The 22,932-nt window shown below is 70.0% G+C and carries 16 protein-coding genes; 8 read left to right on the forward strand and 8 right to left on the reverse strand.

What is annotated here, in order from left to right; all coding sequences use genetic code 11:
• Positions 1 to 125 precede the first annotated feature (125 nt).
• The gene (locus KHC28_RS03995; RefSeq protein ID WP_214007040.1) at positions 126 to 4,967 is read right to left on the reverse strand and encodes an NAD-glutamate dehydrogenase; all 4,842 of its coding nucleotides are present in this window, start codon (positions 4,965 to 4,967) and stop codon (positions 126 to 128) included.
• A gap of 224 nt (positions 4,968 to 5,191) precedes the next feature.
• Here KHC28_RS03995 and KHC28_RS04000 point away from each other — a divergent pair, with 224 nt between their 5' ends.
• Complete coding sequence (locus tag KHC28_RS04000; protein ID WP_214007041.1) at positions 5,192 to 5,875, forward strand: OmpW/AlkL family protein; 684 nt, start codon at positions 5,192 to 5,194, stop codon at positions 5,873 to 5,875.
• A gap of 109 nt (positions 5,876 to 5,984) precedes the next feature.
• Here KHC28_RS04000 and purH read toward each other — a convergent pair whose 3' ends face one another.
• From purH to rsmB, 3 genes are all read right to left on the reverse strand, one after another.
• A complete protein-coding gene (gene purH, locus KHC28_RS04005) occupies positions 5,985 to 7,574 on the reverse strand; it encodes a bifunctional phosphoribosylaminoimidazolecarboxamide formyltransferase/IMP cyclohydrolase (protein WP_214007042.1) in 1,590 nt (529 codons plus the stop codon).
• A gap of 422 nt (positions 7,575 to 7,996) precedes the next feature.
• Positions 7,997 to 9,718, reverse strand: a complete 1,722-nt coding sequence (locus KHC28_RS04010; protein WP_214007043.1) for a heparinase II/III family protein — start codon at positions 9,716 to 9,718, stop codon at positions 7,997 to 7,999.
• A 172-nt stretch (positions 9,719 to 9,890) separates the two neighbouring features.
• On the reverse strand, positions 9,891 to 11,252 hold the full coding sequence (rsmB, locus tag KHC28_RS04015) for a 16S rRNA (cytosine(967)-C(5))-methyltransferase RsmB (RefSeq protein ID WP_214007044.1): 1,362 nt from the start codon (positions 11,250 to 11,252) through the stop codon (positions 9,891 to 9,893).
• Positions 11,253 to 11,395: 143 nt separating this feature from the next.
• Here rsmB and KHC28_RS04020 point away from each other — a divergent pair, with 143 nt between their 5' ends.
• Positions 11,396 to 12,346 (forward strand): glucokinase, encoded by a 951-nt coding sequence (locus tag KHC28_RS04020; RefSeq protein ID WP_214007045.1) that lies wholly within the window; start codon positions 11,396 to 11,398, stop codon positions 12,344 to 12,346.
• Positions 12,347 to 12,487: 141 nt separating this feature from the next.
• Here the strand turns inward: KHC28_RS04020 and KHC28_RS04025 are convergent, their stop codons facing one another.
• The 3 genes from KHC28_RS04025 to KHC28_RS04035 all read right to left on the reverse strand — a co-directional run bounded on the left by KHC28_RS04025 (position 12,488) and on the right by KHC28_RS04035 (position 15,543).
• On the reverse strand, positions 12,488 to 13,231 hold the full coding sequence (locus tag KHC28_RS04025) for an RluA family pseudouridine synthase (protein WP_214007046.1): 744 nt from the start codon (positions 13,229 to 13,231) through the stop codon (positions 12,488 to 12,490).
• A 91-nt stretch (positions 13,232 to 13,322) separates the two neighbouring features.
• Positions 13,323 to 14,735 carry a patatin-like phospholipase family protein gene (locus KHC28_RS04030; RefSeq protein ID WP_312893075.1) on the reverse strand — a complete coding sequence of 471 codons (1,413 nt, stop codon included), beginning with the start codon at positions 14,733 to 14,735 and terminating at the stop codon, positions 13,323 to 13,325.
• Between the two features lie 28 nt (positions 14,736 to 14,763).
• On the reverse strand, positions 14,764 to 15,543 hold the full coding sequence (locus KHC28_RS04035; protein ID WP_214007047.1) for a 3-hydroxybutyrate dehydrogenase: 780 nt from the start codon (positions 15,541 to 15,543) through the stop codon (positions 14,764 to 14,766).
• A 188-nt stretch (positions 15,544 to 15,731) separates the two neighbouring features.
• On the opposite strand from KHC28_RS04035, the gene KHC28_RS04040 reads away from it, so the two are divergent.
• From KHC28_RS04040 to KHC28_RS04055, 4 genes are all read left to right on the forward strand, one after another.
• Complete coding sequence (locus KHC28_RS04040; RefSeq protein WP_214007048.1) at positions 15,732 to 16,250, forward strand: Fur family transcriptional regulator; 519 nt, start codon at positions 15,732 to 15,734, stop codon at positions 16,248 to 16,250.
• 72 nt (positions 16,251 to 16,322) lie between these two features.
• Positions 16,323 to 17,606 (forward strand): flavodoxin-dependent (E)-4-hydroxy-3-methylbut-2-enyl-diphosphate synthase, encoded by a 1,284-nt coding sequence (ispG, locus tag KHC28_RS04045; RefSeq protein WP_214007049.1) that lies wholly within the window; start codon positions 16,323 to 16,325, stop codon positions 17,604 to 17,606.
• Positions 17,606 to 18,817: an MFS transporter gene (locus tag KHC28_RS04050; protein WP_214007050.1), complete on the forward strand. Its 1,212-nt coding sequence runs from the start codon at positions 17,606 to 17,608 to the stop codon at positions 18,815 to 18,817. Before ispG ends, KHC28_RS04050 begins: the two co-directional genes overlap by 1 nt.
• 159 nt (positions 18,818 to 18,976) lie before the next feature.
• Positions 18,977 to 20,014 carry an aspartate-semialdehyde dehydrogenase gene (locus KHC28_RS04055; protein WP_214007051.1) on the forward strand — a complete coding sequence of 346 codons (1,038 nt, stop codon included), beginning with the start codon at positions 18,977 to 18,979 and terminating at the stop codon, positions 20,012 to 20,014.
• Positions 20,015 to 20,112: 98 nt separating this feature from the next.
• Here KHC28_RS04055 and KHC28_RS04060 read toward each other — a convergent pair whose 3' ends face one another.
• Positions 20,113 to 21,027, reverse strand: a complete 915-nt coding sequence (locus KHC28_RS04060) for an ATP-grasp domain-containing protein (protein ID WP_214007052.1) — start codon at positions 21,025 to 21,027, stop codon at positions 20,113 to 20,115.
• Between the two features lie 291 nt (positions 21,028 to 21,318).
• Here KHC28_RS04060 and KHC28_RS04065 point away from each other — a divergent pair, with 291 nt between their 5' ends.
• Positions 21,319 to 21,915 (forward strand): DUF1007 family protein, encoded by a 597-nt coding sequence (locus KHC28_RS04065; protein WP_214007272.1) that lies wholly within the window; start codon positions 21,319 to 21,321, stop codon positions 21,913 to 21,915.
• The gene (locus KHC28_RS04070) at positions 21,912 to 22,868 is read left to right on the forward strand and encodes a nickel/cobalt transporter (protein WP_312893076.1); all 957 of its coding nucleotides are present in this window, start codon (positions 21,912 to 21,914) and stop codon (positions 22,866 to 22,868) included. Before KHC28_RS04065 ends, KHC28_RS04070 begins: the two co-directional genes overlap by 4 nt.
• Positions 22,869 to 22,932 lie beyond the last annotated feature (64 nt).

The following is a 22,932-nucleotide window of genomic DNA, read 5'->3' on the forward strand; positions in this document are numbered from 1 at the left end:
CCGGAGACGACACCCGGCCGGCGGGAGTTCGCCCGCCGCCCGGATATCGGTCCACGCCCAAGGCCAAGACAAGGCCCGCATGCGCCGAATAGGCAAAAAGCGCGCCAGCCAGGCCCTCCTTTCGCCTACCCCCGCACCAGGTCGCCGAGCAGGCTCGCCGCCACCGACAGCTTGGAGACGCTGAGGCCGGAGCCGGCGATCTCGTGCACGGCGGCGCGGGTGCGCTCCACCTCCACCGCGCGCGCCGCCGCCCAGGCGGCAACACCCGCGGCACCCGGGCCGTGATTCTCGATCACCTCGGCGGTCAGCCGCCGTACCGCGATCTCGAAGGCGACCAGCGCCCGCTCCAGCGCTAGCCGGTCGTAATAGTCGCTCACCGCCAGCCCGCGCGCCGCCGACATGACGCGGTCGAGGCGGAAATGCAGCCCCACCGCGAAGAAGGTGGTGGCCACGTCGGGGATCGACGCCTGGGTGCGGTCGGCGATCAGCACGATATCGGTGGCGTTCTCCACCGCCGGCAGCCGCCCGACCCGGCGCGCCAGCTCTTCCGGCACGCCGGCCTGCGTCCACTGGGCGATGCGGGCGTCGTGAGTCGCTCGCGTCTCCTCCGGGATCAGCTCGCGCACCGGCCCTTGCAGCGCCTCCACCACCGGCGGCACCCCGGCGGCGTAATGCGCCACCAGCTCGTCGAGGCTGTGGCGCAGGTCGACATTGCGCAGGAACCACACGGTGCGGTCGAGCAGCAGCTCCTGCACCGCCGCGTAGAGGTCGAGCTGCACCGCGCCGGCGGTGTGCCCGTCCAGCGCGTCGATCGCCCGGTTGAGGCCGTCGAGGTCGAAGCCGTCGCGCACCACCGCGAAGGCCTTGGCGATCGAGCCGACATCGGCGCCGGTGGCGTCGGCCAGCCGCGACAGGAAGGCCGGCCCGCCATGGTTGATCAGCGCGTTGGATAGCCGCGTGGCGATGATGTCGCGGCGCAGCCGGTGCCCCTCGACGCCGTCGGGGAAGCGGGCATTGAGCTCCGGCGGGAAATAGGCGGTCAGCTCGCGGGCGAGATAGGGATCGTCCGGCACGTCGGTGTCGAGCAGGTCGGCATGCGCGGTCAGCTTGGCATAGGCCAGCAGCACCGCGAGTTCCGGCCGCGTCAGCCCCTCGCCGCGCCCGCGCCGCTCATTGATCTCGGCATCGCCCGGCAGGTACTCGACGGCGCGGTCGAGCAGGCCGCGTTCCTCCAGCCGCTGCATCAGCCGCTGGTGGAAGGTCAGGTCGGGATGCGCGTGCCGCTCGGCGAGCGAGAGCGCCAGCGTCTGCAGGTAGTTGTTGCGCAGCACCAGCGCCGCCACCTCGTCGGTCATCGAGGCCAGCAGCGCGGCGCGGGCGCCGGCGTCGAGCCTTCCGTCGCGGGTGGCGCCGCCCAGCGCGATCTTGATGTTCACCTCGACGTCGGAAGTGTTCACCCCGGCGGAATTGTCGATGGCGTCGGTATTGAGCCGCACCCCGCGCTTGGCCGCCTCGATGCGGGCGCGCTGGGTGACACCGAGATTGGCGCCCTCGCCGATCACCTTGGCCCGCAGATCGGCAGCGGCGATGCGCACCGCGTCATTGGCGCGGTCGCCGGCCTGCGCGTCGGTCTCGGCGGAGGCGCGGATATAGGTGCCGATGCCGCCGAACCACAAAAGGTCCACCGGCGCGCGCAGGATGGCGCTGATCACCTCGGCCGGCGAGGCGGAGGAGCGGTCGAAGCCGAGCGCCTCGCGCACCGCCGGGGCGAGCGGGATGCTCTTGGCCGCGCGCGAATAGACGCCGCCACCGGGCGAGATCAGCGCCTTGTCGTAGTCCTGCCAGGAGGAGCGCGGCAGCGCGAACAGCCTCTGGCGTTCCTTGAGTGAGGCGATGGGATCGGGCGTCGGATCGAGGAAGATGTCGCGATGGTCGAAGGCCGCGACCAGCTTGATGGTGTTCTCCAACAGCATGCCGTTGCCGAACACGTCGCCCGACATGTCGCCCACGCCGGCGACGGTGAACGGCGTCACCCTTATGTCGGTGTCCATCTCGCGGAAATGCCGGCGCACCGCCTCCCAGGCGCCGCGCGCGGTGATGCCCATGCCCTTGTGGTCGTAGCCGACCGAGCCGCCGGAGGCGAAGGCGTCGCCCAGCCAGAAGCCGCGCGCCTCGGAGAGGCCATTGGCGGTGTCGGAGAAGGTCGCGGTGCCCTTGTCGGCGGCAACCACCAGATAAGGGTCGTCCTCGTCATGGCGCACCACGCGCGGCGGATGGTCGATCTCGGCGCCGTCGATATTGTCGGTGAGGTCGAGCAGCGAGGAGACGAACAGCTTGTAGGCCTCCGTCCCCTCGGCCTGCACCGCCTCGCGCGGGCCGGAGGGCAGGTGCTTGGGCACGAAGCCGCCCTTGGCGCCCACCGGCACGATCACCGCGTTCTTCACCTGCTGCGCCTTGACGAGGCCGAGCACCTCGGTGCGGAAGTCCTGCGGCCGGTCGGACCAGCGCAGGCCACCGCGCGCCACCCGGCCGAAGCGCAGATGGATGCCCTCGACGCGCGGCGAGTGCACGAAGATTTCGAACAGCGGCTTGGGCAGCGGCAGGCCTTCCACCGCGTGGCTGAGGAACTTCACCGCGATGGCGGGCTTGGCCTCGCCATTGGCGGTGGTCTGGAAGAAATTGCTGCGCACCGCCGCCATGATCAGGCTGGCGAAGGCGCGCAGGATGCGGTCGTCGTCGAGGCTCGCCACCTCGGCGAGCGCCGCCTCGATCTCGCTTTGGATCGCCGCCGCGCGCGCCGCGCGATCGCCGTCGGCCGCCGGGTCGAAGCGGGCATGGAACAGCGCCACCAGCCGGTCGACGATCGCCGGATGCGCGTTCAGCGCCGTCCACAGATAATCCTGGCTGTAGGGCGAGCCGATCTGCCGGAGATAGCGCGCCAGCGTGCGGATGAGCGCGATGTCGCGCCAGTCGAGGCGGGCATTGAGCACCAGCGCGTTGAAGCCGTCGCTTTCCGCCTGGCCGCGCAGCACCGCCATCAGGCAGGCATGCAGGCGATGCTCGAGCACGTCGAGGTCGATCTCGCCGCCGCCGCGCCGGGCGAGCAGCATGTCGTGCACATAGACCGGCCCGAGCCCGTCCGGCTCGACGGTGAAGGTGCGCTCGTCGACGACGAGGAAGCCCATCGCCTCCAGCAGCGGCACCCGCTCGGACAGAAGGCGCGGCACCTTGTAGCTCAGTACCTTCAGCCCGGCCCGCTCGCCGGCGCCGCCCTCCGGCTTGTGGAAGTCGACGGCGACCGGCGCGGCCTCGCCGAGCCGTTCGATCAGCCGGAGATCGGCAAGCGCGGTCTGCGGCGTATTGCTGTCCTGGTAGCCGGCGGGAAAGGCGCGGCCATAGCGCGCCCGCAGCCGCCCCGCCGTCTCCGGCGGGTAGACGAGGCCGATGGCGCCGCCGAACACGTCCTCCCAGGTGCGGATGATCTCCGCCACCTGCGCTTCCAACTCGGCCCGGCCGGGATCGGCCTGCGCGGTGCCCTCGTCGCGCTCGATGGTGAAGTGCACGCGGGTCAGCGGCCCGTCGAGGAACAGCGGCTTGAAGGCGACCACCCGGCCGCCGAAGCTCGCCGCCAGCAGGTCGCCGATGCGCTGGCGCACCTCCGAGCCGTAGCGGTCGCGCGGCACATAGACCAGCACCGAGACGAAGCGGTCGAAGCGCTCGCGCCAGGCCAGCACCCGCACGCGCGGATGCTCGTCGAGCTGGAGGATGGCGAGGGCGAAGTGGAACAGCGTGCCCTCGTCGATCTGGAACAGCTCGTCGCGCGGGAAGTGCTCCAGCACGCTGGCCAGCGCCTTGCCGGAGTGGCTCGCCGGATCGAAGCCGGCGCGCTCGATCACCCGCTGCACCTTGCGGCGCAGCAGCGGGATCACCGCCAGCGAGCGCGTATAGGCGGTGGAGGTGAACAGGCCGGCGATGGCGAGCCCGCCGATCACCTTCCCCTGCGCGTCGTAGCGCTTGACCACCACCACATCCATCCAGGTGCGGCGATGCACCTGCGCCAGCGTGCGCGAGCGGGTCACCACCACCGGGCTGGTATCAGCCAGCACCAGCGACAGGTCGGCGCTCACCGCCTTGGGATCGAGCTGCCGGCGGAACAGCCGCATCTCCTCGTCAGCGAGCAGGCCGAACGCCTGCTCCATGCGGCGGGAGAACATCCTGGTCCCGCTGTCGAGGTCGTAGTGGCGGGCGCCGAGGAAGGTGAAATTGTCGGCCAGCAGCCATTCGAGGAAGGCGATCGCCTCCGCCACCTCGTCGGCCGGCACGTTGGCGGGGGCGGCACGCAGCCCGGCCACCGCCGCCTCGACCTCGCCGAGCATCGGCTTCCAGTCGGTCACGACGGCGCGCACCTGGGTGAGGATCGCCGCCAGCTCGGCTGCCAGCGCCGCGCGTTCGCCGGCATCGGCGAGGCGCGGCACATGGATGTGGATCAGGCTCTCGCGCATCTGGCGCGGGTCCTTCGCCGCCCCCTGCGCGGCGATGCCGACCAGCTCGCCGTCCCGCTCGCGCTCGACCTTGAAGATCGGGTGCACCACCAGCGAGGCGGTGAGGTTGCGCTCGTTCAGCGCCGCCATCACCGAATCGAGCAGGAACGGCATGTCGTCATTGACGATCTCGACGACCGTCACCTCGCCGAGCCGCTCGCCACCCGTCACCGCCTGCGGCAACTCGACGCGCACATCGGCGACGCCCGGCCGGCGCCGGGCCAAATGCTCATGGGCGCGGCGGGCCAGCTCGGCCAGTTCCTGCGCGGTGTAGAGCCGCACATCCTCCGCCACCGCCCGCCCGAACAGCCGGCTGGGGAAACGCGGCGGCATGTCGTCCGTCGCCTGCGTGATCAGATCCGCCTGTTCCACCAGCTGGCGCGCCGCGCGCTCATCCTCGCTGGCGAGAAAGCCTTCGACACCCATGTCCGTCTCCTACCTCGGTCCGCGCGCCTCGGGCGGCGGCCGGCCTATCGTTGGTTCCGGCTTCTGACGGCCGGATGACGACCTTAGCCCTGTTGCCGGATCGTCACACCCGGCGACGCGATCCTAGCCGATTGAGATGTATCAAATTTAGGCGACCCCGGGCGTTCCAGAACCACGGGGCGGCCTGTTGCGCCGCGACATCGGGCGGGCACAGGGGAAAGCATATGTCCAAAGCGCTTCAGGCCATCACCATCGCCGCAGTCGCGGCCTGTCTCACTGCGGCGCCGGCCTTCGCCGCCGACATCGCCAGCGCGCCGCCGGTCTACAAGGCGCCCGCCGCGGTGGCGGAAAAGAGCCCGTGGCAGATCCGCCTGCGCCTGCTCGGCGTCCTCCCGGAGGATGGCGGCAAGGTGAACGGCGTGCCCGGCTCGGATCTCGACTATTCCGATTCGGTGGTGCCGGAACTCGACATCACCTACTACTTCACCGACAACTGGGCGGCCGAACTGATCCTCGGCGTCACGCCGCACGACATCGACGGTGCCGGCTCGCTCTCCGCCCTCGGCAAGATCGGCGAGGCCTGGCTGCTGCCGCCGACCCTCACCCTGCAATACCACTTCACCGATTTCGGCGCCTTCAAGCCCTATGTCGGCGCCGGCGTGAACTACACCATCTTCTTCGACCAGAAGGCCGACGCCGCCGACAGCCTCGACGTGCACGACACCTGGGGCTGGGCGCTGCAGGTCGGCTTCGACTACATGATCGACGCGCATTGGGGCTTCAACGTCGACGTCAAGAAGCTGTTCCTCAAGCCGGATTTCGACGTCACCGTCGCCGGCGCGGCGCTGACCGGCACCGCCGACCTCAACCCGTGGATCGTCGGCGTCGGCGTCACCTACCGCTTCTGAGCGGCGCGCTCCCGCCAAAAGCAAAGGGCCGGTTCGCACCGGCCCTTTTTCATTGCGCGCAGGTTTTCTTAATTGCGCGCAGGTTTTCTTGGCGCGACAGCTGAACGCCTCAGTGGCGGAAGTGGCGCACCCCGGTGAACACCATGGCGACATTCGCCTCGTCGGCGGCGGCGATGACGTCGGCGTCGCGGATCGAGCCGCCCGGCTGGATCACCGCCGTCGCCCCCGCCTCGATGGCGGTGAGCAGCCCGTCGGCGAAGGGGAAGAAGGCGTCGGAGGCCACCACGCTGCCGCGCGTCAGCGGCTGGGCGAGCCCGGCGGCTTCGGCGGCGTCGATCGCCTTGCGGGCGGCGATGCGCGCCGAATCCACCCGGCTCATCTGCCCGGCGCCGATGCCGACCGTGGCGAGGTCCTTGGCATAGACGATGGCGTTGGACTTCACGTGCTTGGCGACGCGGAAGGCGAAGGCGAGGTCGGCGAGCTCGGCATTGGTCGGCGCCCGCTTGGTCACCACCTTCAGTTCCATGTCGTCGACCACCGCATTGTCGCGCGACTGCACCAAGAGCCCGCCGGCCAGCGACTTCACCGCGAGGCCTTTCGCGCGGGGGTCGGGCAACGCGCCGGTCACCAGCAGGCGCAGGTTCTTCTTCGACGCGACGATGGCCGCCGCCTCCTCGGTGGCATCGGGGGCGACGATCACCTCGGTGAATATCTCGACGATCGCGCGGGCCGCCTCGGCATCCAGCGTGCGGTTCAGCGCCACGATGCCGCCAAAGGCAGAGGTCGGGTCGCAGGCCAGCGCCTTGCGATAGGCCTCGACGAGGCTGGCGCCTTCCGCGACGCCGCAGGGATTGGCGTGCTTGACGATCACCACCGCCGGGGCGCGGGCGGGATCGAACTCGGCGACCGCCTCGAAGGCGGCGTCGGTGTCGTTGAGGTTGTTGTAGGAGAGCGACTTGCCCTGCAGCTGGCGGGCGGTGGCCACGCCCGGACGGGTACCGCCCGAGAGGTAGAACGACGCCGACTGGTGCGGATTCTCGCCGTAGCGCAGCTCCTCGGCCAGCTTGCCGGCGAACAGCCGCGCCGGCGGGGCGGTGTCGGCCTCCACCGAGGTGAACCATTCGGCGATGGCGCCGTCATAGGCGGCGGTGCGGGCGAAGGCGGCGCGGGCGAGATGCCGGCGAGTGGCTCCGGTGGTGCCGCCCTCGGCGGCGATCTCGGCCAGCACCACCGCATAGGACGAGGGGTCGACCACCACGGTCACGTCGCCATGGTTCTTGGCGGCGGCGCGGATCATCGCCGGGCCGCCGACATCGATATTCTCCACGCAGTCGTCGAAGCCGGCGCCGCGCGCCACCGTCTCCTCGAAGGGGTAGAGATTCACCACCACGAGGTCGATCGGGCCGATGCCGTGCTCTTCCATCGCCGCCTTGTGGGCGGCGTCGGCGCGCACGGCGAGGATACCGCCATGCACCTTGGGGTGCAGCGTCTTCACCCGTCCGTCCATCATCTCGGGAAAGCCGGTGACCTCGGAGACGTCGCGCACCGCGAGCCCCGCCTCCTTCAGCGTCCGGCTGGTGCCGCCGGTCGACACCAGCTCGACGCCGTGCTCGGCGAGCTTGCGGGCGAAGTCGACCAGCCCGGTCTTGTCGGAGACCGAGAGCAGCGCGCGGGTGATGGGGCGAATGTCGAGCGACATGATGGGGCCGGAAGTTGTTGCGGATCGGCTGGCCCGTATCACGGATCGCCCCCGGCGTTAACCCTTCGCCAGTGCAGCCCTGCCGTGCGGCGGTGCGGGACGGAAGGGTGACGTCGTTGCGGACCGGCGCCGTCCCAACTGTGTGCCCCATGATGGTGGAACCGATCCGGACGGCAATCTTCTCCCTCACCCCGAGGAGGAGAGGGGTGGGGTGAGGGGGAGGAACGCTCCAAGGTTCCCCGATGTCGTCCCCCTCGCTGACCGACTGCGCGGGCCACCTCTCCGGCGAAACTCAACCCGGCAACAGCCGGATTGGGGCGGGAAAAGGAAAGAAAAAGGAGAGACATTGAAACTCGCGGCAGCACGCAGAGCTTTCGAAGAAGCGCCCCGGCCGCTCCGCGCGCCCTTCTGCTCGGCCCGCCCTACCCTCGCTCGGCGCCCTGCACCCGCACGAAGGTCCAGGCGACGCGCGGCGTCTTCCGGGCGTGCCCGGTCACCACGATCTGCTCGGCCTTGCGCGGCCCGCCATGGGCCGCGAGATAGACGCTCTCCTCGATGGTCGCCGGGCAGTCCGGCGCCTCGAACACCCAGTCGTCGCCATCCGGCAGCGTGAGGTAGATGGTCTGCCCGTCCGGCGTCCGCGCCGCCTTCACCGAGGGGTGCAGGTGGAAGCGGATGGCGTAGCCGTCGCGGGTGTCGCCGGGGATCTCCTCGCCCTGGGCAGCGCGGAACAGGTCCTCGCCGTCGAGGCAGGTGCCGTCCCCCGACAGCCGCCACGAGCGCTGGTGCACGATGCCGAGCCGGCGGGCATAGCCATCATGGCTGGCGCGCAGCACGTCGGCGCCGCCGCGCGCGCTGCGGTCGACATGGATGTCGGACGGGCCGTCCAGCACCGGCGTGCCGCACAGCTTCATGGCGAGCCCGCCGGCGACGAAGCGGCAGGACGACATCTCCGCCAGCGTGGCGGTGGAATGCGCCGCGGTCTGGCGGGCCACCGGGCGCCAGTGCTCATGCGCCGGAGTGGGCGCGCCGCAATTCACCACCACGCGGTTGCGCCCGCTGGACAGCTCGAAGGACAGGCAGCCGGCATGCGCCTCGTGGCTCATGACCAGCGGCGGCGGCCGGCCGGTATCGGCCACCAGCACGGTGCCGCCGGCCTCCAGGCGCTGGTAGCCGGAATAGGGCGCGTTGGAGACCGGGCGGCCGCGCGCATCGTCATAGGCGAGCACGATGGCGAGGCCGTCGGCGGGCGTCGGGCCCATGCCGTTGAAATGCGCGAAGGAGCCGTCGACATGGCGGAAGAAGCGCAGCATCGGCATCATCCGGTCGATGGCGTTCACCAGCACCCCCGGCGGCGCCACCTGCCGTGCCTCGAAGCACTGGCGCAGCGGCAGCAGGTCGAGCAGCAGGTCGATCAGCATGCCGGGATTGCGGCCCGCCGGCCCGCCATCGGCCAGCACGTGCCGCTCCAGCTCCTCGGTCAGCCGCTTCTGGGCGGAGCGCAGCAGGCGCGGCTGGTCGGCCATGCACAGGCCGGCGAAGCTCAGCGCCACCGCGCAGGACAGCCGCGCCCGCCCGTCGCGGGCCAGGCGCTGGATGCTCTTGAGATAGCGCGCCTGCTGCGAGAGGCAGCGCAGGAAGCGGCGATGGAAGCCCGAATCGGCGTCCTTGAGGATCAGCGGCGCCTGCGACAGCCAGTTGATCATCCGCCGCGCCGCCACTTCCGGGTCGGCGGCGGCCGGCTGGCGGGCGCCGCCGAGCGTGATGAAGTCGCCGACCAGCGCCCGCGCATTGGCGCGTGCAATCGCGGTGTCGGATGCCCGCAGGTGCCGCAGCCACGAGAACGACATCAGCGCCTGCGCCCATTCGCGCGACGGCGGCACGATCTCGAAGGGCGAGGCGCCGCCGGTCTCCACCGCCTTGCCGGCGAAGGCGAAGCAGCCGGCATAAATCTCCGCCGCGCGGGCGGGGTCGCCGGCGCGCAAATCCTGCGGCGCGAACAAAAGCCGCCCGGACACCGGCAGCGAGGCGGACCACCAGGCGAAGGGCGGGTGCGCCAGCGCGCGCACCGCCAGCGTGCGCCAGCCGAGCTCGGCGATGCGCGCCAGGCGGCGAAGCCGGTCGGCCATCCCCTCGCCGCTCATCGACGACGGGTCCCCGGACGCGGCCTGCAAGGCCGCAACCTGCCTGGACGCAGCCTGCTTGGACATGGCGTCGTCTGGTGTCGTCCGGGCAACCGATTCCCTCCCGGAATCCGTCGGATGAATTGTTGCCAGCTTAACCGAGCCTTGAGTCACGTCTACCATCGGATGCCCCTCACGAAGCATCAGGTACCTCGCGGCGCCGCAGCCTCGCGGCGAAGAAGCCGTCGAGCCCGCTCCGGCGCGGGTCCTCGTGCGGCAGGTGCGTCGGCAGGGTACGCACCTCGCCGGCGGCGTTGATCCACTCGGCGGCGATGCCGTTCTCGCCGGGCTGCACCGGCACGCGCTCAAAGTCGGCGCGCGCGGCGAGCAGCGCCTCGATCTGCCGCTCGCCCTCCTCCGGCTCCAGCGAGCAGGTGGAATAGACCAGCACGCCGCCCGGCCGCACCAGATCGGCGGCGTTGCGCAGGATGCGCCCCTGCAGCGCGCAGAGGCTGGCGATGTCGGCCGGCGCCTTCGACCAGGCGACGTCGGGATGGCGACGGATGGTGCCAGTCGCCGAGCACGGCGCGTCGATCAGCACGGCGTCGAACGGCCCGCCCTTGAAGTTCGCCGCGTCGGCCTCGACCACCTCGGCGGAGAGACCGAGCCGGGCGAGGTTCTGGGCGAGGCGCTTCAGCCGCGGCGCGGAGCGGTCCACCGCCGTCACCGTGGCGCCGGCGGCGGCCAGCTGCGCGGTCTTGCCGCCCGGCGCGGCGCACAGATCGGCGACGCCGAGGCCGGGGGCGGCATGGATCAGCCCGGCGGGAATCGCCGCCGCCGCGTCCTGCACCCACCACGCCCCTTCCTCGAAGCCCGGCAGAGCGGTGACGTTGCCGGCCTCGATGAGCCGTACCGAACCGGTCGGCAGCAATTCGCCGCCAAGCTGCTCCACCCACAGCGCCGGGTCGGCCTTGATGGTGAGGTCGAGCGGCGCCTCGCGGGCGAGGCTGCGGGCGATCGCCTCGGCGGTCTCGGCGCCATAGGCCGCACTCCAGCCGCGGATCAGCCATTCGGGCTGATCGTGCACCGCATCGGCCTCCAGCCGCGCCCGACCCTCGCGGGCGATCCGGCGCAGCACGGCGTTGATCAGCCCCTTGAAGCCGGCGGTCGAGGGCTGTTCGCCGGCGAGCTCGACGCTGGTCCCCACCGCCGCATGGTCGGGCACGTCCATGAACAGGATCTGCGCGGCGCCGATCAGCAGCAGGGTCTCGCCGCGCTGCGCCTTCTCCGGCAGCGGCTTCTCCAGGAAGGCCCGGAGCATCGCCCGCAGCGAGCCGAGCCGGCGCAGCGTGGTGGCGGCGATCATGCGGGTGAGCGCGCGGTCGCGCTCATCGAGGTCGCGCGCCAGCCGGTCGAGCGCCTCCTCCAGCGGACGGCCATTGACGAACACGGCGTCGAAGGCGTCCGCCGCGGCACGACGGGCGGCGAGACCGGGCAGCGCCTGGTTCGCTTGGCGGTTGGGGGGACGGCGCGGCCGGCGGGTCGATTCGCTCATTTTGTCGGACTAGGCCGGTCCGGCGCGGAACGCAACCGCCCATCTGCGGCTTGTCGCAAGGTCCGCAGCCGGGGCTTGTCGAAGCGCGCGAGATTGGCTCCTATGCGCCACCGTCCCACCGCGAGCCGGAATCCCCAGGCCCTATGCCCCATCTCATGCTGATCGCCGATATCGGCGGAACCTCCTCCCGCCTCGCCCTCGTCGGCGCCGACGGGCGTCCGCAGGATGTGCGCATCCACCGCAACGACTCCTTCGCCGGCTTCGAGGCGCTGATCGAGACCGACCTCGCCGCGCGCGGCACGGCGGCGGACGATGTCGGCGGCGCGGTGCTGGCGATCGCCGGGCCGGCGGATGGCGAGCATGTCCGGCTCACCAACCGCGACTGGTCCTTCGCCAAGGACGAGCTGCGGCGCCGCTTCGGCTGGCAGAAACTGGCGGCCGTCAACGATTTCGAGGCACTGGCCTATGGCGTGCCGGCGCTCGGCCCGGACGACCTCGTCGCTGTTGGCGGCGGCGAGGCGGCCGAGGGCGCGCCCATGCTGGTCTGCGGCCCCGGCACCGGCTTCGGCGTCGCCGGCCTTTTGAAGACCGGCGATACCTACCGCGCCGTCACCGGCGAGGGCGGTCACGCCCGGCTCGGCGCCACCAATACCGAGGAAGCCCGGCTGATCGCCCATATGGTGCGCGAGCTCGGACCGGTGGTGGTGGAGCACGCGCTCTCCGGCTCCGGCCTTGCCCGCATCCATCGCGTGCTCACCGGCGACCGGCTGTCGCCGGAGCAGGTGATCGCCGCGGCCTTTGGCGGCGACAGCGAGGCGCGCGAGACCTGCAACGTGTTCCTGCGGCTGTTCGGCCGCATCGCCGGCGACCTCGCGCTGACCTTCGACGCGCGCGGCGGCGTCTATCTCGCTGGCGGCGTCTCCGCCGGGCTGCTGCCCTTCTATGGCACCTCGCCCTTCCGCGAGGCCTTCGAGGAGCATCCGCCGCTCGATTCGCGCCTCGCCGCGACGCCGGTGCATGTCGTCACCCACCCGACGCCCGGCCTGCTCGGCTGCGGCCAGCTGGGCGGCCGCCTCGCCCGTGAGCTCACCTGAACGAACCGGCCTGATGCCGGCCCCGTCGCCCGGCGGCTCTGGAGCATTTTCCAGCGGAGCGGGCACCCGCTCGCGCGAAGAAAAAGTGTATCAACAAGGACTTGGATGAATCCCGGTGAACTGGAGTTCACCGGGATTCATCTAGAGCTTGGAGAACGCCACCGCGTCGGCGGCCTGCGCCACCGTCTCGGGATCGAGGCCCATGCCGGCGAGCGTCGCCACCATGTGCGGCGGCAACGGCGCGCGGGCGTCGACCGGCGGCTTGCCCTTGGGCTGCGGCACCACCACCCGGCGGGCGTGCAGATGCAGCACCGGACCGCCCGGCAGCCGCGAGGCGCCGCCATAGATGCTGTCGCCGAGCAGCGGATGGCCGATGGCGTCCATATGCACCCGCAGCTGGTGCGTCCGCCCGGTGAGCGGCGACAGCGCCAGCACGGAGAGCCCCTCGCCGGCGGCGACCAGCTCCCATTCGGAGATCGCCTCCTGCCCGGCCGGGTCGACCGCCATCCACCAGCCGCGATGCGGCGAGCGCTTGGCGAGCTTCAGCTCGACGCGCCCGCGCAGCTCGTTCGGCACTCCCTTGGCCACCGCTAGATAGGTTTTGCCGACCACGCCGGTGGCGAAGGCGCGGCCGAGATCGGCCAGCGCCTTGCGATGGCGGCCCAGCACCAGGCAGCCGGAGGTGTCCTTGTCGAGCCGGTGCGCCAGCTCGGGCGGGTGCGGCAGGCCGAAGCGCAGGGCGTCGAGGTGGTCGGCCAGCGTCTCCCCGCCCTTGGGTCCCTTGTGGACCGGCAGGCCGGCGGGCTTGTCGATGATCAGCATCATCGCGTCGCGATGCAGCACGCGGGTGGCGATGTCGGGAACGGGCGGGTGATCGGGGCTCATGCCTTCTCTCAGCACAAGCCCGGCCCGCCGTCGAGGCCCCTGCGGTGAACACCCGCCGCGAGCCCTGCCGACAACCTGACGCCGGTCGTACTCAGCCCCGCGTCAGTTCCTCATGCACGTCGAGCGTCGAGCGCACGCCGATATCGTCATAGTGCCGCTCGAGGAAGCCGTCCGCCGCCTCGCGGCCGATGTCGCGCAGGAACAGCAGGAACTCCCATTCGGCGTTCATCTTGGTCGAGGCGTCGAGCGCGATCAGCTTCTCCGCGCCGTCGATCCGGTGCATGCGCAGGTTACGATAGCCTTCCACCCCGTCATGCCGGTGGCTCAGCTTGCCCTCGTTGAGCAGCCGGGTGACGAATTCGGCGGCGCGCAGCTGGGCGAGCAGCGAGGCGTTGAAGGTGATCTCGTTCATCCGGTTCTGGATGTCGCGGGCGGTCTTGGGCGTCTCGCGGCGGATGATCGGGTTGATTTGCACCAGGAGGATGTCGTCGGTCTTCACCGCGTCGTAGAACGGGAACATGGCCGGGTTGCCCATGTAGCCGCCGTCCCAATAGGGCACGCCGTCGATCTCCACCGCCTGGAACATGAAGGGCAGGCAGGCGGAAGCCATGATCGCCGACGGGGTGAGCTCGTGCTTGGAGAACACCTTCACCTTGCCGGTGTGCACGTTGGTGGCGCTGATGAACACATGCACATGCGAGCAGGACTGCACGGCGTCGAAGTCGACATGCTCCTCGATGAGGTCCATCAGCGGGTTGATGTTCATCGGGTTGAGGTCGTAGGGCGAGAAGAACCGGCTCATCACGTCGAAGGTGATGTAGGCCGGGTTCATGTTGAGCGACCAGTTGCCCCACAGCCGGTCGAGCAGCGTGCGCTGCAACGGGCTGGTGCGCCCGTCCTTGGACACCGCGCGCCAATAATTCGCCAGCGCCTCGCGCCCGCCCTCATTGCCGCCGCGCGCCAGGCCCGAGGCCAGCACGGCGGCGTTCATCGCCCCGGCGCTGGTGCCGGAAATGCCTTCGACGACGATACGTCCGTCCTCCAGCAGCCGGTCGAGCACGCCCCAGGTGAAGGCGCCATGCGCGCCGCCACCCTGCAGGGCGAGGTTGATCGGCTTGAGGTTGGTCTTCAGCGCCTCGGCCTTGGCGGGATGGGTGGAATTGGTATTGCGGCGCACCGCCTCCTCGCCCACCGGCCCCTGCACCGAGATCGCCGTGGCGACGGTTTCGGCTTCCTTGGTGACGGCCGGCGCCGCCTCCGGGGCCGCCGGCTGGGCGGCCGTGCTTCCGGCGGACGCCGCCTTCGCTTTGGCGGCGACCCGTCCCGTCGCCTTGCCGGCCGGCACCCGCTTGGCGGGTTTGGCTACCGGCGCAGCAGCGGCCGGCGCCGGCTTCGGTGACGCCGCCGGCGCCGTGTCGGTGGGGGCGGAGACGGCCGGCTTTGCGGCAGCCTTGCGCGCGGCGGGACGCCGCGTCTTCGGGGTATCGGCTACCTTGTCTGCCACCTTCGCCTCCCTTCCGCTCACGCGCGGTTCACTGCGCCACCCAGCCGCCGTCGATCTGGTGCAGCGCGCCGGTGATCGGGGCCGAGGTCTCCTGACACAGGAACACCGCCAGCGCCGCCACCTGCTCGACGGTGACGAACTGCTTGGTCGGCTGCTCGGCGAGCAGGAAGTCCTTCACCTGCTCCTCGGTGATGCCGCGCGCCTTGGCGGTGTCGGGGATCTGCTTCTCGACCAGCGGCGTCCACACATAGCCGGGGCAGATGGCATTCGCGGTGATGCCGAAGGTCGCCGTCTCCAGCGCCACCGTCTTGGTCAGGCCGGCAATGCCGTGCTTGGCCGCGACATAGGCCGACTTGAAGGGCGAGGCGACCAGCGCATGCGCCGAGGCGGTGTTGATGATGCGGCCCCATTTGCGTGCCTTCATCCCCGGCACCGCCGCCTTGGTGGCGTGGAAGGCCGCGGAGAGGTTCAGCGCGATGATCAGGTCCCACTTGTCGTCCGGGAAGTCCTCGATCGGCGAGACGTGCTGCACGCCGGCATTGTTGACGAGGATGTCGACCGAGCCGAGCTGCTCCTCGCCGAACTTGACCAGCGCGGCGCATTCCGAGCCCTTGGTGAGGTCGGCGGCGGAATAGACCGCCTTCACGCCGAACTCGCTCTCGATGCCGGCCCGCTCCTTCTCGATCGCCGCCGCGTCGCCGAAGCCGTTGAGCGTGATGTTCACGCCCTCGGCCGCCAGCGCGCGGGCGATGGCGAGGCCGATCCCGCTGGTCGAGCCGGTGACGACGGCGTTCTTACCCTTGAGCATCGAAAATTCTCCTGCCTGAGTTCTGCGGCATCGCAACGAGAGGCGGGGCGGCTCGCAGCCGCGCGGCCTCGTCCCCATATGAGTTACGCTAGCATGGCGTCATACCATTGCCAGCCCCGTCGCGCGCCCGTAAACGCACGGTTGCGAAGACGGTTTCCCGTTTCCTATCCGTCCGCTACGATCCGCGCATGACAGTCTCGATCGCCGCTCATCATGACCACGACCACGCCGCCTGCGTGGCGGACGTGCTGGCGCGCGCCGAGGCATGTTGCGATGCAAGCGGCGCCCGGCTGACGCCACTGCGCCGCCGCGTGCTGCAAACGCTGGCGCAGAGCCACGTCCCGCTCGGCGCCTACGACCTGGTGGAACGGCTGGGCACCGACGGCGAGCGCCCGCCGCCCATGTCGGTCTACCGCGCGCTCGACTTCCTGGTCGCCGAGGGCCTCGCCCATCGCATCGAGAGCCGCAACGCCTTCCTCGCCTGCGGCCGCGCCCACGAGGCCGATGACGTGATCGTGTTCCTGATCTGCGAGCGCTGCGGCCTCACCGACGAGGTCGCCTCGCACGCCATCGGCCGCGACATCGCCTGGGCGACCCGTGCCGCCGGCTTCACGCCGCGCACGCCGGTGCTGGAGATCGCCGGCACCTGCGCCCGCTGCCGCGCCCAGTTGGCTGCGGCGGCCACCGGCGCGACGTCTGGCGATTGACGCCGGCGCGCCGCGCGCCTACCCCTCCAGCCTGTTCACCCTGCAGGCCGCCACGCCGCCGGAACCCGTGTCATGACCGCTGAGACCGCCCCCATCGTCGCGCCCGAGCTGGAAGCCGCCGGCCCGCAGGAGCGGCGCCTCACCGTACCGGTCAGGGTCGGCTCGGTCGTGGTCGGCGGCGGCGCGCCGGTCGTCGTGCAGTCGATGACCAACACCGACACCGCCGACGCCGAGGCTACCGCCAGGCAGGTCGCGGCGCTGGCCCGCGCCGGTTCGGAAATCGTGCGCATCACCGTCGACCGCGACGAATCCGCCCGCGCCGTGCCGGAGATCCGCGAGCGCCTCGCCCGCATGGGGCTCGACACCCCGCTGGTCGGCGACTTCCACTATAACGGCCACCTGCTGCTGGCGAATTTCCCGGACTGCGCCGAGGCGCTGGCGAAGTACCGCATCAATCCCGGCAATGTCGGCTTCGGCAACAAGCGCGACCGCCACTTCGCCACCATCGTCGAGATCGCGATCAAGCACGACAAGCCGGTGCGCATCGGCGCCAATTGGGGCTCGCTCGACGACGACCTGCTGACCCGGCTGATGGACGAGAACGCCAAGCTCGCCCGCCCGGCCGATGCCCGCGCGGTCACCCGCGAAGCCTTGGTGCGCTCGGCGCTGCTCTCCGCCGCGCTCGCCGAGGAGATCGGCATGAAGCGCGAGAAGATCATCCTCTCCGCCAAGGTCTCGGCGGTGCAGGACCTGATCACCGTCTATGCCGAGCTCGCCCGCCGCGCCGACTACGCGCTGCATCTCGGCCTCACCGAGGCCGGCATGGGCTCGAAGGGCATCGTCGCCTCGACTGCAGCGATGGGAGTCCTGTTGCAACAAGGCATCGGCGACACCATCCGCGTCTCGCTCACCCCCGAGCCCGGCGGCGACCGCACCCGCGAGGTGACGGTGGCACAGGAAATGCTGCAAACCATGGGCCTGCGCACCTTCGTGCCGCTGGTCGCCGCCTGCCCCGGCTGCGGGCGCACCACCTCGACCACTTTCCAGGAACTCGCCTTCGAGGTGCAGGACTACATCCGCACCTCGATGCCCGAATGGAAGAAGCATTATCCCGGCGTCGAGACGCTGAACGTCGCGGTGATGGGCTGCATCGTCAACGGGCCGGGCGAGAGCAAGCACGCCGATATCGGCATCTCGCTGCCCGGCACCGGCGAGTTCCCCACCGCCCCGGTCTATATCGACGGCAAGAAGGCGATGACGCTGCGCGGCCCCACCCTGCGCGAGGACTTCAAGAAGATCGTCGACGATTACGTGCAGCGCCGCTTCGGCGTCACCCGCGCCGGCGCGGCGGAATAATGCCGCAGGCTGCGGTTGCGCGGGGCACGAAGGCCCCGATCCCCGCCACCGTCTGGGTGCTCGGCATTGTCAGCCTGGCGATGGATATCTCCTCGGAGATGGTGCAGACCCTGCTGCCCATCTATCTCGTCACCGAGCTCGCCGCCTCCGCCCTCGCCATCGGCTTCATCGAGGGATTGTCGGTCGCCATCGCCATGGTGACGCGACTGTTCTCCGGCATCGTCTCGGACTGGACCGGCAAGCGCAAGCCGCTGGCCGTGCTCGGCTACGGCCTCGGCGCGATCTCCAAGCCGATGATCCCGCTCGCCTCCTCGCTCGGCTGGATCATCGCCGCCAAGGCGCTCGACCGCGTCGGCAAGGGCATTCGCGGCGCGCCGCGCGACGCGCTGATCGCCGATACCACGCCGCAGGAAATACGCGGCGCCGCCTTCGGGCTGCGCAAGTCGCTCGATACGGTGGGCGGCTTCATCGGCCCGCTGGTCGCCATCGGCCTGATGCTGGCGACCGGCGGCGACATCCTCACCGTGTTCTGGATCGCCACCCTTCCCGCCTTCCTCGCGGTGGCACTGCTGATCGTCGGCATAAGCGAGCCGGCGCAGCCGCCCGGCCGCGCCAAGGACCGGCCGCGCCTCATGGACGCCGGTCGGCTCAACCCCGCGACCTGGGCGGCGATCGTGGCGGCCTGCATCTTCACCATGGCGCGGTTCAGCGAGGCGTTCCTGCTGCTGAAGTCGCAGGAAGTCGGCCTTGCCGCCGCCTGGGTGCCGATCACCATGGTGGTGATGCACGTGGTCTACGGGCTCGCCGCCTATCCGGTCGGCCGGCTGTCCGACCGCACCGGCCGCCTCGGGCCGCTCGCCGTCAGCCTCGTCCTGCTGCTCGCCGCCGATCTGGTGCTGGCGCAGGCCGGCTCGCTGCCGGCCTTCTTTGCCGGCATCGTGCTGTGGGGCCTGCATATGGGCTTCTCGCAGGGTATCCTCGCCACGCTGATCGCCGATGCCGCCCCCGCGCAGCTGAAGGCCACCGCCTTCGGCGTGTTCAACCTGATGACCGGGTTGACGGTACTCGTCGGCAATGTCGCCGCCGGCTGGCTCTGGCAGGCGTATGGCTCGTCGGCGACCTTCCTCGCCAGCGCCGCCCTGTCGGTGGTGGCGCTCATCGCCTTCCTGCTGCTGCGCGGAGCGAGGAAGCCGGGCGGAACGACCGCCTGAGCTTCCGCTGCGAAAGCCGCTCCTCCGGCCCCCGTCGCGCGACGCTGGCCACCCTTGCGTGCGATGCACGTCAGGGGCGTTGCCTCGCCTCGACTTTCGGCGTAAAAGCCCGCCCTCGCCCGAGCTTGTGAATGGCAGGGCCGTCAGGAGAGAATTGAGATGGGCTACAAGGTCGCTGTCGCCGGCGCCACGGGTAACGTGGGCCGCGAAATGCTCGACATCCTCGCCGAACGCGGGTTTCCCGCCGACGAGGTGATTGCGCTCGCCTCCCGCCGTTCGGTCGGCACGGAGGTTTCGTTCGGCGACAAGACCCTCAAAGTCAAAGCCCTCGAGAATTACGACTTCTCCGACACCGATATCTGCCTGATGTCGGCCGGCGGCGACGTGTCCAAGCAGTGGTCGCCGAAGATCGGCGCCCAGGGCTGCGTGGTGATCGATAATTCCTCGGCCTTCCGCTACGACAGCGACGTTCCGCTGATCGTGCCGGAGGTGAACGCCGACGCCATCGCCGGCTTCACCAAGAAGAACATCATCGCCAACCCGAACTGCTCGACCGCGCAGCTCGTGGTGGCGCTGAAGCCGCTGCACGACGCCGCGACCATCAAGCGCGTCGTGGTGGCGACCTATCAGTCGGTGTCGGGCGCCGGCAAGGATGCGATGGACGAGCTGTTCTCGCAGACCCGCGCCGTGTTCGTCTCCGACCCGATCGAGGCGAAGAAGTTCCCGAAGCGCATCGCCTTCAACGTCATTCCTCACATCGACGTCTTCATGGAAGACGGCTACACGAAGGAGGAATGGAAGGTGATGGCGGAGACGAAGAAGATCCTCGATCCGAAGATCAAGCTCACCTGCACCGCCGTGCGCGTGCCGGTGTTCGTCTCGCACTCGGAAGCGGTGAACGTCGAGTTCGAGCGCCCGATCAGCGTCGACGAAGCCCGTCAGGTTCTGCGCAACGCGCCGGGCGTTCTGGTCGTCGACAAGCACGAGCCCGGTGGCTACATCACGCCGTACGAGGCAGCCGGCGAGGACGCCACCTATGTGTCGCGCATCCGCGAGGACGCGACGGTGGAGAACGGCCTCTCCTTCTGGTGCGTGTCGGACAACCTGCGCAAGGGCGCGGCGCTGAACGCGGTGCAGATCGCCGAGGTGCTGGTCAACCGCAAGCTGATCCAGCCCAAGGCCCGCAAGGCGGCGTGAGGCCTGTCATCTGACAGCTTAAGAAAAAGGCGGCGCGAGCCGCCTTTTTTGCGTTTTGGGCGATCGGCCGCTGGCCGGCAATGCGCAGCGGGCGCGCTCTACCCCGGCTGCACGACAGCCAGCGGGCGCGCGTGCTCGACAATCGCCCCCAATATCTTTCCTAACGTATCGACATGCTCCGGGACCATGAGCGAGCCGCCCAGACGCGGATTGAACTCGAACACGCAGATGGTGCCGTCGCCACGTACGATGTAGTTTGCGTTGCAGGGGCCGGTGAACCGCAGCGGCTCCAGAAAACGCTGGAGTACCCACAGGACCCGCCGGCTTGGCCGGTAGGGCACCGAATTCACCTGCGTCCACCATCGACGCACCCGCTCCCCTTCCGGCAAGGTGTGCAGGAACGAGGCGTGGGAGACGATCCGACCCTCCAGGCAGACGATGTGCGTGACGATCTGTTGGCGTGACGCTTCGTAGGACTGGAGCACGACATTCTGTCCCCGCCACGGCTCCATCGCGAGCAGGCTGTCGAGATGCGCGCGCGACTCGGCGACCTCGACCCCGACGCCGCCGTTCAGGTCGCAGCGTTTCAGCATGCACGGGAACATCGCATCATCGGCGGTCGGATAGGAAACGGGACAGAAGTCGGCCAACCCCTGCGACTGCGAATAGGCGGCAAATTCGGCTTTGTCGTCCAAGACCTGCACCGCCTCCGCAAGCGGCAGCAGGCCATCGTGCTGGTGTCGTGGACACGCCAGAAGATGGGTTTCCATCAGAGGCAGCAGAATGGTGCGCACATCGTTTTGCGGCGGCGAGATCGACGCGGCGTCGTGTTCGGGAACGATCACGACGTCGACAAGGCCGGGAATCTTCCGCCACACGGCCCCATTCGGCCCCAGGGCGAGCATCCAGTCATCGGAATGGATACCGAAAATGACGATACGAACCGGCTTGCGCCTGAAGCCGAAGATCCGGGTGATCCCGTCCGAGAGATGAGAGAAGGCACTCGCAATCATCACGCCCCACCGCTTCCGATCGCTCGGATCGCATTTCCGTCAACTCTGACGCGAAACGGCCGGGCTGTCCCGGAAATACTGCCGTAGCGGAAGACGAAATCCAGCCGAGATCAGGAAGACCGGCTGCGTTCCCGCTCACATCCGTTGAGCCGATGCCGAGCAGGGAGGCACGGTCACCTTTCTGTCGAACTCCTCGTCCACCTATCATCGGACGATTCCTGCTCTCGCGGAAAGTGACAGCCCGTGCTCAACCGGCTCTTCGCTGCGTGCCTTGCCTGCGGTCTTGCCCTCATGGCGCTGATCGGTCCGGCGGCCGCGCATCCCCATGTCTGGGTGGTGATCCACTCCCAGCTCCTCTATGCGCCGGATGGCAGCCTCACCGGGGTGCGCCACGACTGGACCTTCGACGAGGGGTTCTCCTCCTTCGCCCTGCAGGGGCTGGAGCAGACGCCGGACGGCAAGCCGACCGAGAAGACACTGTCCGAACTGGCACAGGTGAACATCGATTCCCTCAAGGAGTTCGACTATTTCACCTATGCCAAGCGCGGGAAGGACCAGTTCCCCTTCGCCCCGCCGCGCGACTACAGCCTCACCTATGACGGTACCGCGCTGACCCTGCATTTCACCCTGCCGTTGCAGAAGCCGCTGCCGGCCAAGGGCGCCACCGCGATCGACGTCTACGATCCCACCTATTTCGTCGCCTTCCAGCTGGCCGACGACGACCCGGTCAAGCTCGCCGGCAACCCGGCCGGCTGCACGGTGGACCTGCACCGGCCCGATCCGGCCGCCGGCTCCACCAGCCTGTCGGAAGGCTTCTTCAACGCGCTGACCTCGGCCAGCAATTTCGGCTCGCAATTCGCCAACCGCGCCACGGTGAGCTGCCCGTGAGGCGTCCCGCTCCGCTGGCGCTGGCCGTCCTCGCGGCCGCCGGCCTCGTCGCCCTCGCCTTCCCCGCCTTCGCGCAGACGCCGTTCGGCATGGCCGCCCCGCCGGCGCCGGACGGCATCGCCGGCTTCATCCTCGCCAAGCAGGCGGAATTCTACCGCCTGCTCACCGGCGCCGTGCGCGCGGCCAAGCAGGACGGCTCGGCGCTGTACCTGCTCGGCGGCATCTCCTTCGCCTATGGCATGTTCCACGCCGCCGGCCCCGGCCATGGCAAGGCGGTGATCTCCTCCTATCTGCTCGCCAACGAGGCCAGCCTGAAGCGCGGCATCGGCCTCGCCTTTGCGAGCGCGCTTGCCCAGTCGCTCACCGCCATCCTGGTCGCCGGCCTCTTCGCGGTGGTGCTCGGCGCCACCGCCGCCACCATGCAGCGGGCGGTGTTCCTCATCGAGATCACCGCCTATGCGCTGATCGTGCTGCTCGGCACCCGCCTCGCCGTCGTCAAGGGCCGCGCACTCATCCGTGCCTGGCGCGGCGAGCCCGATCACGTCCATGCGGCGGGCGAGGCCTGCGAGGACGGCCACGCCCATTTGCCCGGCCCGGAGGCGCTGCCGCGCGGCGGGGTGCGCGAATGGTGGGCGGCGGTGCTGTCGGTCGGCCTGCGCCCGTGTAGCGGCGCGATACTGGTGCTGGTGTTCTCGCTCACCCAGGGCATCTTCTGGGTCGGCGCCGCCTCCACCGCGCTGATGGGCGTGGGCACGGCGATCACGGTGAGCGCCATCGCCGCCATCGCGGTATTCGCCAAGCATCTGGCGGTGCGGCTGGCGGCCAAGCGCGAGGGCAATGGCGTCGCCGTGGCGCTGCGGGCGGTCGAGCTTGCTGCCGCGCTGGCCCTGGTCGCCTTCGGCCTCGCGCTTTTGTTCGGCTTCATGGCCAGCGAGCGGCTCGGCCTCGGCTGACCGCGGAAACGAAGAAGCCCGCGCCGACCGGCACGGGCTTCTTGTCTGGCCGGCGAAACGCGCC

This window comes from Ancylobacter sonchi (assembly GCF_018390695.1).
GTDB classification, from domain to species: Bacteria; Pseudomonadota; Alphaproteobacteria; order Rhizobiales; family Xanthobacteraceae; genus Ancylobacter; species Ancylobacter sonchi.

Excerpts from the sequence above, each read along its gene's own strand:
- KHC28_RS03995 (WP_214007040.1), bottom strand. The coding sequence starts at position 4,967 with ATGGGTGTCGAAGGCTTTCTCGCCAGCGAGGATGAGCGCGCGGCGCGC.
- KHC28_RS04000 (WP_214007041.1), top strand. The coding sequence starts at position 5,192 with ATGTCCAAAGCGCTTCAGGCCATCACCATCGCCGCAGTCGCGGCCTGT.
- purH (WP_214007042.1), bottom strand. The coding sequence starts at position 7,574 with ATGTCGCTCGACATTCGCCCCATCACCCGCGCGCTGCTCTCGGTCTCC.
- KHC28_RS04010 (WP_214007043.1), bottom strand. The coding sequence starts at position 9,718 with ATGAGCGGCGAGGGGATGGCCGACCGGCTTCGCCGCCTGGCGCGCATC.
- rsmB (WP_214007044.1), bottom strand. The coding sequence starts at position 11,252 with ATGAGCGAATCGACCCGCCGGCCGCGCCGTCCCCCCAACCGCCAAGCG.
- KHC28_RS04020 (WP_214007045.1), top strand. The coding sequence starts at position 11,396 with ATGCCCCATCTCATGCTGATCGCCGATATCGGCGGAACCTCCTCCCGC.
- KHC28_RS04025 (WP_214007046.1), bottom strand. The coding sequence starts at position 13,231 with ATGAGCCCCGATCACCCGCCCGTTCCCGACATCGCCACCCGCGTGCTG.
- KHC28_RS04035 (WP_214007047.1), bottom strand. The coding sequence starts at position 15,543 with ATGCTCAAGGGTAAGAACGCCGTCGTCACCGGCTCGACCAGCGGGATC.
- KHC28_RS04040 (WP_214007048.1), top strand. The coding sequence starts at position 15,732 with ATGACAGTCTCGATCGCCGCTCATCATGACCACGACCACGCCGCCTGC.
- ispG (WP_214007049.1), top strand. The coding sequence starts at position 16,323 with ATGACCGCTGAGACCGCCCCCATCGTCGCGCCCGAGCTGGAAGCCGCC.
- KHC28_RS04050 (WP_214007050.1), top strand. The coding sequence starts at position 17,606 with ATGCCGCAGGCTGCGGTTGCGCGGGGCACGAAGGCCCCGATCCCCGCC.
- KHC28_RS04055 (WP_214007051.1), top strand. The coding sequence starts at position 18,977 with ATGGGCTACAAGGTCGCTGTCGCCGGCGCCACGGGTAACGTGGGCCGC.
- KHC28_RS04060 (WP_214007052.1), bottom strand. The coding sequence starts at position 21,027 with ATGATTGCGAGTGCCTTCTCTCATCTCTCGGACGGGATCACCCGGATC.
- KHC28_RS04065 (WP_214007272.1), top strand. The coding sequence starts at position 21,319 with ATGGCGCTGATCGGTCCGGCGGCCGCGCATCCCCATGTCTGGGTGGTG.